Annotated in this window: 5 protein-coding genes; all 5 read right to left on the minus strand. The window is 61.1% G+C overall.

Annotated features, from left to right (window positions below; genetic code table 11):
* Positions 1–5 precede the first annotated feature (5 nt).
* The 5 genes from AB1792_06005 to AB1792_06025 all read right to left on the minus strand — a co-directional run bounded on the left by AB1792_06005 (position 6) and on the right by AB1792_06025 (position 17,654).
* Positions 6–1,577, minus strand: coding sequence for an Ig-like domain-containing protein (locus AB1792_06005; GenBank protein MEW5701764.1), 1,572 nt, complete (start codon positions 1,575–1,577; stop codon positions 6–8).
* Positions 1,578–1,936: 359 nt separating this feature from the next.
* On the minus strand, positions 1,937–3,544 hold the full coding sequence (locus tag AB1792_06010) for a T9SS type A sorting domain-containing protein (protein MEW5701765.1): 1,608 nt from the start codon (positions 3,542–3,544) through the stop codon (positions 1,937–1,939).
* A 349-nt stretch (positions 3,545–3,893) separates the two neighbouring features.
* Positions 3,894–6,287 (minus strand): S8 family serine peptidase, encoded by a 2,394-nt coding sequence (locus AB1792_06015; GenBank protein ID MEW5701766.1) that lies wholly within the window; start codon positions 6,285–6,287, stop codon positions 3,894–3,896.
* A gap of 617 nt (positions 6,288–6,904) precedes the next feature.
* On the minus strand, positions 6,905–12,283 hold the full coding sequence (locus AB1792_06020) for an Ig-like domain-containing protein (protein MEW5701767.1): 5,379 nt from the start codon (positions 12,281–12,283) through the stop codon (positions 6,905–6,907).
* Positions 12,284–12,434: 151 nt separating this feature from the next.
* Complete coding sequence (locus tag AB1792_06025) at positions 12,435–17,654, minus strand: Ig-like domain-containing protein (protein MEW5701768.1); 5,220 nt, start codon at positions 17,652–17,654, stop codon at positions 12,435–12,437.
* Positions 17,655–17,677 lie beyond the last annotated feature (23 nt).

The following is a 17,677-nucleotide window of genomic DNA, read 5'->3' on the forward strand; positions in this document are numbered from 1 at the left end:
GACATCTACCTCAGTACCAACATGCTGCGCACCCGCGAGTAGCCGGACGCTTCCAAGCGATAGAAGTACACCCCTGAGGCGACCGGCGCGCCACCATCGTCAGCGCCATTCCAATCGACCGCGTAGCTGCCCAATGTCATGCTCTCGTCAACCAGCGCCCGTACTCTCCGCCCCAAGATGTCGAAGATCTCAAGCCGCACCGACCCGTCACGCGGCAGACTGAAGCGCACCACGGTGCCGGCATTGAACGGATTCGGGTAGTTCTGCTCCAGCGCGTACTCGGTCGGGACACTCCCCCCTGTCTCCAGCGAGCGAATCGCGGCGACGTCGTTGACCGTTATGACAGCGATCTCGGTGTCGGCCAGAAGCCCATCGGAGGCGACGAAACGAACATCGTAGTCGCCCGACTGGGTGAGATCGGGGCTGAAACTGAAGGCCCCGATTCCGTTGCCGTTGTCGACGAAACTCGCATTCAGAGGTACGTTCTGTGCCGTCAGATTCATCGTGTCGCCATTCGGATCGCTCGCCGTAACCGGGAAGTTCAGGGTCTGCCCTTCATCGACGGACTTGGGAGTGATGGATGCGATGATCGGTGCCAGATTCAAATGACTGACCGTGATCGGCACGACCTCGCTGTCAGCCAGCTCGCCATCCCAGGCGATGAACGTGACATTGTGTACCCCCACCTGACTCGAGTCCGGATGGAAGCTGAAGGTGCCCGAGCTATCGGCGTAATCCGGAAACTCGGAATTCGCCGGCAGATTCCTCGCCATCAAGAACGGAGGGGTGCCATTGGCGTCTGTGGCGGAGACGGTGAGGTCGAGCGAGTCACCGACCGTCACAGATTGGGAACCGATGGCCGCCAGGACAGGGGCGGCATTGGGCACGTCGCTGATGGTTATGATTCCCTTGCGAAACACGAAATGCACAAGATCGGCACTGGGGGGTGTGGTGGCCATCAAGTGATTGTTGGGTGTGATGCAGGCCGTGTCGATCTCGAATGTCCCGAGCGATGAGTTCACGTTGAAACCGAGAGTCACCGACGCCCCAGCCAAGTATGGGGTCGACTCACCGACGCTCGGCCAGTCCTCGAACTGGCCGGCCACACTGTCGTTTCCCGGCGGCAGGTAGTAGAGATTGGGCGGAGCGGACATGCTGAAGAGGGCCAGCATCACCGCATCCGGGCTGAGAAAGTCGACAGCAGCGGGAGGCGGCCAGGTATGCGACGTGGGTCCACTGCATGATTGCGTCGTGGGCGATCCGTACTTGGTCATGACGGACGAGGCGGTGAGTGGACTTGCACCAACACGGTTCGTGCTGGGGACTTGGGTGCCTGAGAACGAGGCGGCTGGGCCCTCGATGTACGAACCGTTACCGTCGGTGTCCCGAAATTCCAGCGGAAGCACCCATCCCGTCAATGCCGTGTCATTCACCACCCACACACCGATGGTCACTCCAGTCGCACCGGGGGCGACGGTCTTCGACTCCACCCAGACGGCGTTGTAGGCCACCGCACCGCCCGCGATCGACAGGACAGATGCGATGGACATGATGAATACGGCGGACAGACGTCTCATCGAACGGCTCCTCGAAGTGAACATACCCGGCAGGTCGGGCAGCGCAAACCCCCGACTCTTGTACAACCGTCCCTGTCGGTTCGACCGACGCGCAGTCGAACAACGCCGGCTACGCCCAGCCGGTTCCCATTTGTCGCATTCGGATGCTGCCCCTGGAGAACAATCCGTCCCTGCGGTGCAGATTGACGGCATCCATGCCTCCCGCCTATCTTCATCGGCCGAATCCGCGGAATCTGTTCCGGCTCCTGCGACCCTTCGCGCACGGTCCCGGGCAGGCGCCGCCGTAGCCACGCCCCGGTCGGGCACAAAAAGACCGCCCATAGGGGCGGTCTTTGAGATGTCGTTCAAGGCGACCAGCATCACTTCAGGATGAGCATACTCCTGGTGTTGGTGTAGTCCTCCGTCTGGATGCGATAGAAATACACGCCGGTCGACAACGGTTTGCCCCGATCATCGGTGCCGTCCCAGTCCACCGCATAGACCCCCAGCGGGCGGAACTCGTTTAGAAGCGTCCTGACCTTACGCCCGAGAACGTTGAACACTTCGAGGCGGACTTTGCTGTCATGCGGCAGAGCGAAGCGCACCACCGTGCCGGCGTTGAACGGATTCGGGTAGTTCTGGTCCAGAGCATACGTCGTGGGCACGTTATTGCCGTCCGACACCGACCGCACGGCGGCGGCGACGTCGAACACTTCAATCGTCACGACCAGAGTGTCCGCCAGGAAGCCATCCGTGGCGATGAAGACGAAGTCGACGAATCCGGCCTCATCGTAGCCGGGCGCGTAGTGGAACAGCCCGGCCCCGTTGCTGCTGTCGGTCAACTGGGCGGTACCGGGCGGTGATCCGCCAAGAACCAGCAGAGGCGAATACCCTCCGTTGGGATCCGAAGCGGTGACGCGGAACTCGAGTGAACTGCCCTCCCTGACTGTGTCGTTGCGGATGAAGTCCAGCACCGGGCGCAGGTTGCTGAGGTGGTTCACGATGATCCGCACGTCCTCGCTGTCCTTGAGTGCCGTATTGTCGGTCGCGTAGAACATGACGTGGTAGAGTCCCGCCTGTCCCACCGTCGGCGCGAAGTTGAAGTCCGCTGTGCCGTTCACGTTGTCCAGCAACGTCGCGTTGGTCGGGAGATTGGCGGCCGTGAGAGCGGGCGCATCACCGTTGGGATCCGAGGCAGTGACGAAGACCGCCAGCGTTCCGTTCTCTTTGACGAGTTGGAGACCGATGGTCGACAGGACCGGTGCCTCTGCGGGGAAGCTGCCGATGTTCACTGTTCCCTTAGTGAACGCGAAGGAGACGAGGTCTACCCGCGGGTCGAGGCCCGACAAGTTGTTGGCCGGGCACTTACACATTGTGTCGATCTCGAAAGACCCCACAATTGAGTTCACGTTGAAGACGAATTCGAACGAAGGCGCGGCATCGTACTTGGTGGAATCACCCTCATCTGGCCAGTCGCGATGGTACCCACCGATACGGTCGTCACCGGGTGGCAAAGTGAAGAGCTGTGGCGGCCCACTAGTTGAGAACCCGCTCCACATGAACCCATCGGGGCTGACAAAATCGACAGCAGTACTCAGCCCCGCGTAGGTATGCGAGACAGGCCCGCTGCAGAGGGGCACATCCTCAGGTGGTGGGCAAGTGAGACCAGTCGTAGGGCCAGAGAATGTCTGCTCAAGGAGACTGCCGGACAGGGGACTCTGACCGAGTCGACTCCGCAGAGTTGTCTGAAACACGCACGAACCGATGATGTATGAGCCGTTCCCGCTCGTATTGCGTATCTCCAGAGGTAGTACGAAAGCAAGCAGCGAGTCGCTGTTTCTGACCCAGACATTAACGTGTACGTTCGTCTGGTTCGGGACGACGTTCTTCACTGAGTCCACATAGACCCAGTTGGCAGCCCTCGCGACCACTGTCAGAAGACTGAAGCCAATCACTGTGAGGAGGAGTACGCCCATCCACCGTTTCATTCCCCAGCTCCTTACATGACAACCGTTTATTCCGCCGGACCGTGCCGCATCTCCTGATCACAGCACTGCCGCCCCTGATTTTCCGTTCACCGGGAGACCACCCGCCGTAGCAGTACGCCCCCACGGACAATCTTGGACCGAGGGTCAGGGTTTGTCAACAGCAATTTCTGCGTTGGGGGATGAATAAGTCCTGCTGGCACAGGGCCATGCGCGGGAATTGACAGGCCGTGATCAGAGCCGGGGCCTTCTGTATCGGGGTGATCGCCGCCGAACTACGCGGGTGGCAAAGTGGAAGACGGCCAGAGTGGCAAGCCACCCCGGCCGTCCAAGGCCGAATCGAGTCTTCCAATCACTGACAGGGCGGGAAGCCACAAGGATCACAGTACGGCGTGACATCCCCGCGGAAGGCGTGGTTCACGACAATGACGACATCCTGAATCCCCACGACGCAGTCACAGTTGGCATCGGCCCGCCCAACATGCGGGCAGTTGGGGTCGACTGTGTCGGTGCCGCCGCGGAAGGCGACGTTGACGACCGAGACGACATCGGTGAGATCGGATACGTGGTCGCAAATGGGATCACCCTGGCAGGGGCAGTCGCAGGCGGGGGCATCGATCGTGATCGATCCCGGCACGAATTCGGGTTTGAAATCCGCCCAGTTGGACAGCAGTTGGATGCTGTAGAGGTTCGGGTCGAAACCGAGGGTGGCGGAGTCGACCGGGAAGACATCGTTGGTGTTCCCTTCGAGCACGTGGAACCAGAGATGTGCGACCACCCCTCCCCCGACAGGCAACGGAGTGGCGCTCCCGGCCGAGAAGCGCCAGGCAATCATGCCGTTGAAGCGGTTGTCGTAGACAGGGTTGCCGAACCCGGTCCAGCCGGTCGTCAACGCCGTCTTCTGGATTGAATCGATGAAGATGTTCGGCAGGCCGGTCGTTTTGAAGGGGATGGTGAACTGCTTCATCAGGTGGGTGTTGCGTATGCGGATCGGCAACGACCCATTCTCCCCAACCCTTGTGAGCGCCGTGCCGTACTGCATCGTATCCTCGGTGACAACGATCATCTCGGGACGAATTCGTGTGTGCGGCCCGCTCGGACCGGAGCCGGTGAAGGTCACCTTGTAGATCCCCGGCAGGTTGTAGGTGTGCTGGGCGTCGGCGGTACCGGCCGTACCACCGTCGCCGAAGGTGTATTCGTACGGCCCGCTGGGGGCATTCGGCGACGTGTTCGTGAAATCAACGACAAGAGGCGTCTTGCCGAACTGTGTGCTGACAATGAAATCGGCGGTTGTTAGAATCTCCAGCGCCCGGCGGGCGTTGACCCGCCCGCTGCCGAGCTTGCCGATGTAGCCCGGGTTGTCGGCGTAGACATCGTCCACGTAGTTGGTTAACAGTGTGTCGATTTGGGTCTTGGTGAACCAGGGATGATGCGATTTCAGGAGCGCCGCAACCCCGGCGACCGTCGGCGAGGCCATCGAGGTGCCGCTCAGATCGGCGTAGGTCGCGGCCCCCATGTCGGAGAAGGTGTTATGAATGTCCTCTCCCGGTGCGGAGATATCGACCCAGGTGCCATACGTGCTCGTCCCCGCCTTGCTCCCCGCTTGGTTCAGGGAGGCGACGGCGAGCACACCATACGTCGTGTCGCCGACATCAGGAATCTCGTTGTTGTCGTTCCCAGCCGATTTGCAGATGACAACGCCGGCGGCCACGGCATTGAGCCATGCCGTGTGGATCAGGGTCCCGGATGACCCCCAGGAGCAATTGATGACGGACACACCCTTGCTGACGGCATAGTCAATCCCGGCGGCGCACAGATCGCTGATAACATAGCCCCTGCCGTCGTCGGCAAGGTAGCCGACACGGAGAGCCATGATCTTGACCCCCGGGCGACGATCGGCACGATTGCCGCCCGCAACGCCAGCCACGCCGGTGCCATTGCCGGTCGTGGCGGCCACAATCCCGCCCACGTGGGTCCCATGGCCGGCAAAATCGGATGGATCATTGTCCGGTACCGTACAGTCTTCGCCCGGCCAGCAGCCGCTGCCGGAGAAGAAATCCCAACCAATCAAGTCGTCGATCTTGCCGTTGCCGTCGTCATCGACGCCGTTCATGTCACCGCTGTCCCAAACGACGCCGTCGCCATCCAAGTCCTCACCGGGATTCACCCAGATCGCGGCCTTCAGATCAGCATGGTTGTAGAGTACGCCGGAGTCGATGATCCCGACGATGACCGTCGAGTCGCCGACCTCGTAGTCCCATCCCTCTTGCGTGTCGATGTCCCGGTCGAAAGCGGAGTAGTGAGTCCATTGCTGACTGTAGTCGGGGTCGTTGGGGATCATGTCCATCGGCATGATGTAGTCGGGCTCGGCAAACTCGACATTGGGATCGGCGGCATAGGCGGCGAGCGCCGCATCGAGGTCGGTCCCCGAGGGCAGTTCCACAGTGTAGTAGTTGCTCAGCCCGTAGTAGTCTTTGCCTCCCTGCGCAACGGGACGGGCCGCGGGGACCGTGCGGCGGAAGTCGCGGATGTCCCAGATGACATTGAGCCGATCCAGCGAGCCGACGCCGGTGGCCATCGGGCCGCGAGCCCGCTCGACTGTCCTCGCGGAGGACGGCTTCAACTTGACGATGATGACATCCGGACGGCGCATGGCTGCGGCTTGCGCCGAATCGACGCCCGGAACCAGCGTTCCGATGAATATCATGAGTACAATCAGACCAAGCAGACGTGCGCTTGCGGACATCGTCGACCCCCATTGTGGCATTGCCATTACCTTCATCGGCACGATCGTTCCCCTTGTATACACGCGGCGGGGGACGGGATGTTGGGGCGGCACTTCGTGCGCCGCGAGACGATCGCGAGCAAGACCCTGTCTCCCGGGATCATTCCCTCCGGCGGCACGGGGCTATTGACCTGAACCTGTCGAAGCGGTTGTCCGCGTTGGGCCGCACAAAGACGGCCCGCCGGTACACACCCGGTTTGCAAGTAACGCCTTGCGATCCCGAACCGGGAACGAAACGTCCTCCGTCGTGAGGGTTGGCGGAGGCCCCCAATCCAGGGCCGGTCAATCTAACAATACCGCCCGACCGCGATCTTGTCAAGGTCGGTTGTGCGGGGGATCATGGCCTTGGCCGCTGCGATCAGAAATCGCGGCCTGAGGCCGGGGGGGCGACAGACGACAGCCTACCGCGTATGCCAGGGCACCTGCAGCACGAACAGAGAATACCACCCTTCGGGTGGGGCACCGAGGGGTCGCGCCGGGGCTGTTCCAGGACCGGTCCGGTCCCGTCCCAAAACAGGAGGGGCGGGTCCGGGACCCGCCCCTGCTGACTTGGCGCAACTCCAGAACAGATTCGCGACCTACGGCGGCAACGGGGGCCCGTTGCGGAAGACATAGTCAATCATCAACACCAGATCCAAGACGGTGATGACCGTGTCGCCATTGTAGTTCCCCAACTCGAACGGCTCGGGCGGCGGGCCACCTCGGAAGGTGTAGTTGGTCTGCATGACCACGTCGAGCAGGTCGATTATGCCGTCGTAGTTCCAGTCGCCGCGGATATACGAGATTACCTTGTAGATGACGATCGCCGTGTCCGCCTTGGAGGTATCCTGTGCGATGAAGAGGACGTCGTAAACCTGTCCCACCAGCGTCGAATCAGGCGAGAAGATGAACGATCCCGCCTTGTTCAGCGAGTCGACGAAGACCGACATCGGCGGCGCATTAACGGCCAGGAGCGTCAGCGCAGCATTGTCGACGTCGGTCGCCCACATGTGGAGGGTATCCGCGCTGGCCTTGGCGATCCTGACCGTGTCGGTCGGGAACGACGAGACCCACACCGGCGCCTGGTTCCCTGCTTCGATGACGGTGATCGCCACCCGTTCCGTGTCGCTGGTCGTGGCGTCCGCGGCCCGGAACAACGGGTAATACACGCCCGCCTGATTATAGGTCGGGAGGAAACGGAAGCGACCCAGCCCGCCGCCCAGCGCGGTAAAGGTGGCATTGGGAGGCAGGTCGGTCGCCGTCATCGTCGGCGTCGTCCCATTGGGGTCGGTGGCGCTGACAATGAAGACCAGCGAGTCGTTCTCCATCACCGACTTGGGTCCGATGGGATCAAGGACCGGCGGCACGTTCTGCGGCCCCACGATGAAGGCCTGGATCTTGGTGACGAAGACGGTGTCGTAGTCACGGTCGCGGGCCACAATGGTCGCGTAGTACGTGCCGGTGAGCTCGCTGAAAGCCGGCTTGTACTGCACATAGACGTAACCGTTCCCGGAATCGGCCCATGTCATGTACGTCGACGTCAGGTTGGTCGCCGACATGACCGGGATGGGGCCATCGGGGTCATAGGCGTGGTGCCAGATCGTCACCGAATCACCTTGGCGGAGTACAACGGCCTGGTCATTCGTCGAGGAGGCATCCAACACCGGCAATCGCGTGCGATCGAGCACCGTGATTGTCCCGGCGATACTGTCCTGCAACGAGGGCAGCTCTGCGTCGGAGGCGACGAAGTACACGGTGTACACCCCGGCATCAGGGTAGTCCGGCGTCATGCTGAACGTGCCGGTTCCATCGCCGTTGTCGATGAAGGACGCGTGTGGCGGTAGTGGTCGCGCAGCCAAAGACGGTGTCGTTCGGTCGGGGTCGCTGGCAGTCACCATGAACGTCAGGATATCCTTTTCGATCACGGTGTACGGGGAGACGGCGGCCACGACCGGCGTCTGGTTCCCGGCGTCGACGATGGTGATGACAACGAATCCGGTGTCCGCGCCTCCCAGGTCGTCGGTGGCCAGAATCGTCAGCGTGTAGATCGTGTCCTGCCAGTAGTCCGGTGTCATCTGAAAAAGCCCGCGTCCGTTCCCGGAATCGGTAAAGGCGGAGTTCTCCAGAAGCGGCGCCACCGACAAGGTCAGCGTCTGATCTTCCGGGTCGGTGGCACTGACGAGGATCAGGAGCGTCGTCGTCTCGACCACACTCGCAGAGTCGGGGAGCGTGGCCAGTACCGGCGGCTGATTCCCCGCCTCGCGGACCTGGATCAGAACGTTCTCGTGATCCGTGAGGAGACCGTCGCTGGCGACGAAGTTGACCTGATAGAGCCCGGCCTGCACGTAGGTCGGCATGAAGGTCAGGGATCCGCGACCGTTGCCCGAATCCACAAAGACGGCGTTGGTTGGCACCGTCGAGGCAGTCAGGATCGGGATTGTTCCGTCGGGATCGGTGGCGGAGATGCCGAAGACCAGCGTATCACCCTCATCGACGGACTTGGGGCCGATGGCGGCCAGCACCGGGGCCTGATTCTGGCTTTGAACCGTGATCGTGATCGTCTCCAGATCGGCCAAGTTGGGAGTGCCGTTGTCGGTCACCAGGAAGGTGATCGTATGCGGTCCGACCTGTCCGGTCGTCGGTTTGAATTTGAATTTGCCGATGCCGCCGCCGGAATCCTGGTACGTGGCATTGGCCGGGAGGTTGAGCGCCGCCATGAACAACTGATTCCCCGGAGGCGCGGTCGAATCGGTCGCCACGATTCTAATCTTGATCGAATCGCCCGCGAGGACCGTCCGATCACCGATGTGCCACAGGTTGGGGGCGAGATTCTTCTCCAGCGTCGTAACGATGAATGAGAGTGTCGCGGCGGCGATCGGCGCACCGTTGTCCAGGGCCATGATGCGGACCGTATCGACACCGGCGTCCAGATAGCCGGGGGTGTATCGCCACGTCCCGTAGCCGTTGCCGGAGTCGACGAAGACCGCATTCGGGATCGGATTGAGCGTGCCCATCAGGATCGCGCCGCCCTCCGGATCGACGGCATGCACAAGGACCACCAACGTGTCCCCTTCACTGACGTTGGGTGGCGGGACGCTGTCAAACACAGGCGGCAGGTTGCCGATTTCCACGACCGTGATGTACACCAACTCGCTGTCGGCCAGCAGGCCATCAGAGGCGATGAAGGTCACGGCATAGGCATTGCCGCCCTGATTTAGATCCGGATTGAAGACGAAGCCGCCGGCGCCGTTCAGTGAATCTGCAAACGTTGCATTCGGCGGCACACCGACGGCGGTCAGGGTCGGAATCGTCAAGTCCGAATCAGACGCAAAGACACGGAACTGAAGCGATGTACCCTCGGTCACGACTTTGGGGCCGATCGCCGCCAGGACGGGACGCTGATTCCCCGCGTCGATGACAGTAATATCCACCGTTTCCGAATCGGCAGCGGTACCGTCGGAGGCGATGAACAAGACCGGGTAGACACCGACCTGCGAGTAGTCCGGCGTGAAGTTGAACGACCCGGTCCCCGTCCCCTGGTCGGTGAATATGGCACCGGCCGGCAATCCCTGCGCGGTCAGCGCTGGAATCGTGCCATCAACGTCGGACGCCGAAACCAGGAAGAAGAGATTCTGTGCTTCGGTCACCGATTGTGGTCCGATCGCGGCCAAGACCGGTGGGCGATTGATGTCATTGACAGTGACAGCGACGATCTCGCTGTCGGCCAATAGCCCATCGGAGGCGATGAAACGAACATTGTAGACGCCCGCCTGCGTGAAGTCGGGATCGAAGTTGAAGGAGCCGGTGCCATTGAAGTTGTCGATGAACTGCGCGTTGGCCGGAAGGTCTTCGGCGCTGAGAATGACGCTGTCGGCATCGGGATCGGTTCCGGAAACTCCGAAGGAGAGATTCAATCCTTCATTCACCGACTGCGGTCCGATGGCGGCCAGAACCGGCTGTTGGTTTCCGGTCTCATTGACCGTGATCGTGACAAACTCAGTGTCGGCCAGAAGACCGTCGGACGCGATAAACTGGGGATGGTAGACGCCCGATTGCGTGAAATCGGGATTGAAGTTGAATGTCCCGGTGCCGTTGCCATTGTCCGTGAACGTGGCATTCGTCGGCAGGTTGACAACGGTCAGGGCCGGGATCGGACCATCGGGGTCGGTGGCGGAGACACCGAAGTTGAGATTCTGTCCTTCACTGACAAGCTGCGGCGGGATCGTCGTCCAGACCGGGGCCTGATTCACGTCATTGACGGTGACTGCGACCAGTTCACTGTCGGCCAGCGCGCCATCTGATGCAATGAAACGAACATTGTAGGCGCCTGACTGGGTGAAATCGGGGCCAAACGTAAAGGTTCCGGTGCCGTTGCCGTTATCGACGAAATTCGCGTTCGTCGGCACGTTCTCCGCGGTCAGCGTCGGCGCATTGCCATCCGGGTCGGTTGCCGAGACGCCGACATTCAGCAGCAATCCTTCATTGATAGACTGCGGACCGATGGCGGCCAGCACCGGCGCCCGGTTGACGTTGTTGACCGTGACGGCGACGATTTCGGTATCAGCCAGTGCACCGTCAAAAGCAATGAACCTCACGTTGAAGACACCGGCTTGCGTGAAGTCGGGATCGAAGTTGAAGGTCCCGGCTCCGGCACCGTTGTCGATGAATGTGGCATTCGCCGGGACGTTCTCGGCTGTCAGAGTCGGTGCGGGGCCGTCTGGATCAGAGGCGGACACGCCGAAGTTGAGGTTCTGGCCTTCATCCACTGACTTCGGCCCGATCGTTGCCAGGATCGGAGCCCGGTTCACGTCGCTCACCGTGATGGCAACGATCTCGGTGTCGGCTAACGAGCCATCGCCGGCGATGAAGCGGACATTGTAGACGCCGAATTGCGTGTAGTCCGGGTTGAAGTCGAACGTGCCGGTGCCGTTGCCGTTGTCGGTGAACGTCGCGTTCGCGGGCGCATTCTCTGCAGCCAGGGAGATGCTGTCGGCATCGATATCCGATGCGGAGACACCGAAGTTGAGATTCTGCCCTTCACTGACCGACTGCGGTCCGATCGTCGCCAGCACGGGCGCGTGATTGCTCAAGTAACGAAAGCCGTTGACCAACGGCGCCGAGGACAACCCGGAGGCGGTGTTGGTGACAACGACATCGACAAATCCGGGTGCACCGACCGGCACGCGGCAGGTCAGTTGGAACGGACTGGTGACGACGACGTTGGTCGCCGGCGAACCACCGAAAAGAACGGTCATGCCGGCCACGTCGAAGTTGGTACCGTGGATAGTCACAGTGGGCTGGTTGACCGCCGAACCGGAGTCGGGATCGACAGCGAGAAGGGTTGGGGCAGTCGGCGTGGCGGCGTCGGCAGCCACTTCGACGGAATGCGCCGAGAAGATCGCGCCGGCATCTTGACCGATGATCAAGTACGTGTAGTTCGTCACACCGTCGGATGTCGCATCGACGAAGAAGGAGTCGGCAACACCCGCGTTGGCCAGATTTCCCAGGGGATCATCGAGACGTCGGAACACCGAGTTATTGGCCGTCGCGCGGCGATAGACATGGTAGGTCACGCCCGCGACACGATTCCACGAGAGATTGATGCGGGCCAGCGAAGCGACGCGCGCCGTCAGTCCGGTGGGACGGGCCGGGCCGGATGCCGTCGCCAAGAGAATATTCTCCTGTTGGAAGGAGTTGCTGGGAATGGGCTTTTCGAGCCGGAAGTACTGGCCATTGGCCGTATTGACAAAGATGAAGTCATAAGGATTGCCGGCCGCCTCGGTCGTGTAGTTCTGGAAATCATCGAACCAGTTCGTGCCGTCATACCCGGCCCCGACATTGGATTCGATTCTGATTTCCTCGTCGGTGTTGTCCAGGAATCCGACCCAGAGCAACTGTCCCACCGCGGGATTGGACAAGTCGGCGTTCTGGACCGTTCCGAAGATGCTCCCCTGGGCAAACGCCCCTGTTGGGACCATCAGGCCCAGAAGGACAGCCGCAATACCCAGAGGCCAGCGGAAAATCGCTGCTCGACAGGACCGTGTGCTCAGCACTGTTCGGCGCACACATCCCCCTTCATTCACTGGTTCGGAAGTCGGATTGAGTATCTGCATAAGCCCGCCCACATGACTACGGCGCCGGGAACTGGCCCGGGTTGGCCGCGTTCGCCTGATAGGCCCGGCCCGCCTTGACGGGGAAGTTCGGACCAAATCCGGCGGCAAAACGCGATTCGTAACTCTGTGACGTGGGAATGAATCTGTTCAGCGTATTGAGCACGCCGGGCAGCGCATCGATGATGCTCTGCGCGGTCGTGAAATCGAGTTCGCGTTCGAACGGAACGCCGATGAACGAGTAGTCGGTCGTCGACGTCGTCACGATCGGATAGGTGACACTGCCTGGAGCCGGCACCTGTCCCGCGATAGAGAAGACGGTCGGCAACTTGGCGTTCACCTGGTAGATGCCGCCGGGCACCACGGCGAAATCGGTCCCGAAACCGGCGGCGAAACGCGACTCGAAGCTTTGCGAGGCAGCGACGTACCGGTTCACCGTGTTGACGTTCGCGACACCGATCGCCTGAATCAAGTCGGAGGCCGTGTTGATACCGGTCCCGGCAAAGGGCATCATGATCAGCGTGAAATCGGTGGTGCTGGTCGTGAAGATCTGATAATCGTACTCGCCGACGCGGTTGGACGCTGTGGAACGACCACCGGCAACGTCGACCGCGACCAGGCAGTAGAAATAGTTCGTGCCGGTGTCACCGACGACGTCGGCGCCGCCGACGTTGTTGTCCGTGAACATCACAGCCGCCGGAAGCGCGGTGCCGATCGACTCGGCGGGAGTGGGAGTGAAATATGCGCGGGTGCTACGGTAGATCACATAGCGGCTCAGCGATGTGGCGGCCCCCGATGTGTCGAGCGTGACCGCGCTCCAGGTCAGTTGAATGGCGTTCCCGGAAACCGTCGCCATCAGATCGGCGATCGCGCGCGGCTGAGACACGGCCACGATTTGAACGGTGTCGGGATCGGACAACAACTGAGCGTCGTCGACCCGCAGGGAGAAGGCATATGTCCCGCCGATCGCCGGTACAAATGTCGGAGCGACCGCATTGGAATCGGAGAGTGTGACCGCCGGGCCGGACACCTGTCGCCAGTGGTAATAGACAGGTTCGGCGTCGGGATCGTACGAGCCGCCGCCATCGAGCGTCACAATGCTGCCGATGGCCACCGGGCCCTGATCGGGTCCGGCATCGGCCACCGGAGCACGATTGGAATTCGTGACCGTGATGGCGACGATTTCGCTGTCCGCCAGAGCACCATCGGAGGCAATGAACGTCACATTGTAGACGCCCGTCTGGTTGAAATCGGGATCGAAGACAAATGACCCGGCCCCATTGGCGGAATCGGTGAAGACCGCGTTGGCAGGCGCATTGACCGCGTTGAGGACGGGAATCGTTCCATCGATGTCGGTGGCCGTCACGCGGAATTCGAGATGGCTGTTCTCCGCCACACTCTGGGCGCCGATCGGGGCCAAGGCCGGCGCCGCGTTGATATCATTTACAGTAATGGCAACGATCTCGCTGTCCGCCAGAGATCCATCCGAGGCGATGAACCGCACATTGTAGACACCGGCTTGGGTGTAGTCGGGATCGAACACAAACGACCCGGTCCCATTGCCGTTGTCGGTGAACGTCGCATTGATCGGGACATTCTCCGCCGTCAGGATCACACTGTCGGCGTCGGGATCGGTGGCCGACACACCAAACGTCAGGTTCTGGCCCTCATTGACCGACTTGGGACCAATCGCCGCCAACACCGGTGTCCGATTGACATTCGTCACCGTGATCGCCACAGTCTCGCTGTCCGCCAACAGACCGACATCCCGCGCGATGAACCGCACATTGTAGACACCCGCTTGGGTGTAGTCGGGATCGAACACAAACGACCCGGTGCCATTGCCGTTGTCGGTGAACGTCGCATGCAGAGGCACATTCTCCGCCGTCAGGATCACGCTGTCGAGATCGGGATCGGAGCCGGAAATTCCGAAGGTCAGGTTCTGGCCCTCATTCACAGACTTCGGACCAATCGACGCCAAGACCGGCGGCAGGTTCACGCCGCCCACGGTGATCGCTACGATTTCGCTATCGGCCAGGGCGCCGTCACTGGCAATGAACCGGACATTGTAAACCCCCGACTGCGTGAAGTCGGGATCAAATACAAACGACCCGGTCCCGTTGCCGTTGTCGGTGAACGTCGCATGCAGCGGCACATTCTCCGCCGTCAGGATCACGCTGTCGAGATCGGGATCGGAGCCGGAAATTCCGAAGGTCAGGTTCTGGCCCTCATTCACAGACTTCGGACCAATCGACGCCAAGACCGGCGGCAGGTTCACGCCGCCCACGGTGATCGCTACGATTTCGCTATCGGCCAGGGCGCCGTCACTGGCAATGAACCGGACATTGTAAACCCCCGACTGCGTGAAGTCGGGATCAAATACAAACGACCCGGTCCCGTTGCCGTTGTCGGTGAACGTCGCATGCAGCGGCACATTCTCCGCCGTCAGGATCACACTGTCGGCGTCGGGATCGGTGGCCGACACACCAAACGTCAGGTTCTGACCCTCATTCACCGACTTGGGACCAATCGACGCCAGGACCGGCACTCGGTTCACGTCGCTCACCGTGATGGCCACGATCTCACTGTCCGCCAGAGCGCCGTCCGACGCGATGAACCGCACATTGTAGACACCCGCTTGGGTGTAGTCGGGATCGAACACAAACGACCCGGTGCCATTGCCGTTGTCGGTGAACGTCGCATTGAGGGGGACACTCTCCGCCGTCAAGATCACACTGTCGGCGTCGGGATCGGTGGCCGACACACCGAAGGTCAGGTGCGCTCCCTCGGCCACGGATTTCGGTCCGATCGGCGCCAGCACCGGCGCCTGATTACCCTTCTCACTCACGGTTATAGTAACGAGCTCATTGTCCGTGGCAGCGGACGGATCCTGGGCAGCGAACGTAATGTAGTACGTGCCGGATTGCGTGAAACTCGGTGTGAAGACAAATGACCCCGCACCGTTGCCGGAATCAACAAACGCGGCATTGGTCGGGAGAATGCTGGTGAACAGCCGGATGGAATCGAGATCCGCATCGGTTGCGTGGACGCGGAACTTCAGCGTATCCCCCTCGAAGACAGAGCGTGGTCCGATCGGATCGAGGATCGGAGCGAGGTTGACGTGATTGACTGTAATGGTGACAAGCTCGCTGTCCGCCAACGCACCGTCCGAGGCAATGAAGCGCACATCATACGTGCCGGATTGCGTGTAGTCGGGACTGAAGACGAATGAGCCGGTACCGTTGCCGTTGTCCGTGAAGGTGGCGTGCAGGGGCGCATTCTCGGCGGTCAATGCGGGGAAGTTCCCATCCGGATCGGACGCCGAAACGCCAAAAGTCAGGTTCTGGCCCTCATTCACCGACTGGGGACCGATGGCATTGAGCACCGGCGTCCGATTGACATTCGTCACCGTAATCGCCACGACCTCACTGTCGGCGAGCGATCCATCCGAGGCGATGAACCGCACATTGTAGATTCCCGCCTGCGTGAAGTCGGGATCAAATACAAACGACCCGGTGCCGTTCCCGTTGTCCGTGAACACGGCATTGGCAGGCACATTCTCCGCCGTCAGGATCAGACTGTCCAAATCCGGATCGGAGCCGGACACCCCAAACGTCAGGTTCTGACCCTCATTCACCGACTCGGGACCGACGGCATTGAGCGCCGGTGTCCGATTGACATTCGTCACCGTGATGGCGACGACCTCGCTGTCGGCGAGTGCGCCATCTGAGGCGATGAACCGGACATTGTAGACCCCCGCCTGCGTGTAGTCGGGATCAAACACGAACGACCCGGTCCCATTCCCGTTGTCCGTGAATACGGCATTGACCGGCACGTTTTCCGCCGTCAGGATCACACTGTCGGCGTCGGGATCGGCCGCGGACACACCAGACGTCAGGTTCTGGCCTTCATTCACCGATTGCGGACCAATCGCGGCCAGGACGGGCGCGCGGTTGACATGGTTGACAGTGATCATCACCAGTTCGCTGTCGGCCAGGGTACCATCACTGGCGATGAACCGCACATTGTGGACCCCGGACTGCGTGTAGTCGGGATCGAACACGAACGAACCGCTGCCGTTGCCATTGTCCGTGAACACGGCGTTGACAGGCACATCCTCCACCGTCAGGATCACACTGTCGAGATCAGGATCGCTCGCCATGACACCAAAGGTCAGGTTCTGACCCTCGTTCACCGACTGCGAACCAATCGCCGCCAGCACCGGCGCCCGGTTCACATTCGTCACCGTGATCGCAACGACTTCACTGTCCGCCAAAGAACCATCCGAGGCAATGACCGTAACGTCGTGGACGCCCGCCTGTGTGTAGTCCGGATCGAACACGAGAGAGCCGGCGCCATTGAGGGAATCCACGAAGACGGCATGGGCCGGCAGGTTGACAGCGGTAAGGGCGGGTATCGTCATGTCGGCATCAGTGGCGCTGACTCGGAATGCCAGATGTCCGGCCTCGGCCACCGATTTGGCGCCGATCGGCGCAAGGATGGGCCGCTGATTTCCGGCCGAGACCACGGTGATGCGGACCAACTCGTTATCAATGCCGCCAGATGTGTCCTCCGCCGCGAACGTGACATAGTCTGTTCCGGCTTGCGTAAAATCCGGCAGAAAGCGGAACGATCCGGCGCCGTTGCCCGAATCTACGAACAGCGCATTGGGGGGCAGAAGGCTGGTGAACAGATGCAGCGAGTCGCTGTCGACATCGGTGGCATGAACACGGAAAAGTAGCGTGTCGCCCTCAATGACCGATTGTGCGCCGATGGGATCAAGGACAGGAGGTTGATTGCCCGCTTCGACGACAGTGATGGTCACGAGTTCAGAATCCGCCAGAGAACCGTCACCGGCGATAAATGTCACGACGTAAACGCCGGCCTGACGGTATGTCGGACTGAAGCTGAACGTGGCCGTCCCGTTCCCGTTGTCGTTAAATGTGGCGTTCACTGGAAGGCCTTCTGCCGACATCGCCGGCGTGGTACCGTCAGGATCAGAGGCCGACGCTACGAAACTCAGAAGCTGCCCCTCGGTCACGCTTCTCGGGCCAATCGGTGTCAGGACTGGGGCCAGATTGACTTCATTCACCGTGATGGCGACCAGCTCACTGTCGGCGAGCGATCCGTCCGAGGCGATGAACCGCACATTGTAGACACCGGCTTGGGTGTAGTCGGGATCGAACACAAACGACCCGGTCCCATTCCCGTTGTCCGTGAACACGGCATTGAGCGGCACATTCTCCGCCGTCAGGATCACAC

The organism is Candidatus Zixiibacteriota bacterium (genome assembly GCA_040752595.1).
GTDB lineage: Bacteria > Zixibacteria > MSB-5A5 > WJJR01 > WJJR01 > JACQFV01.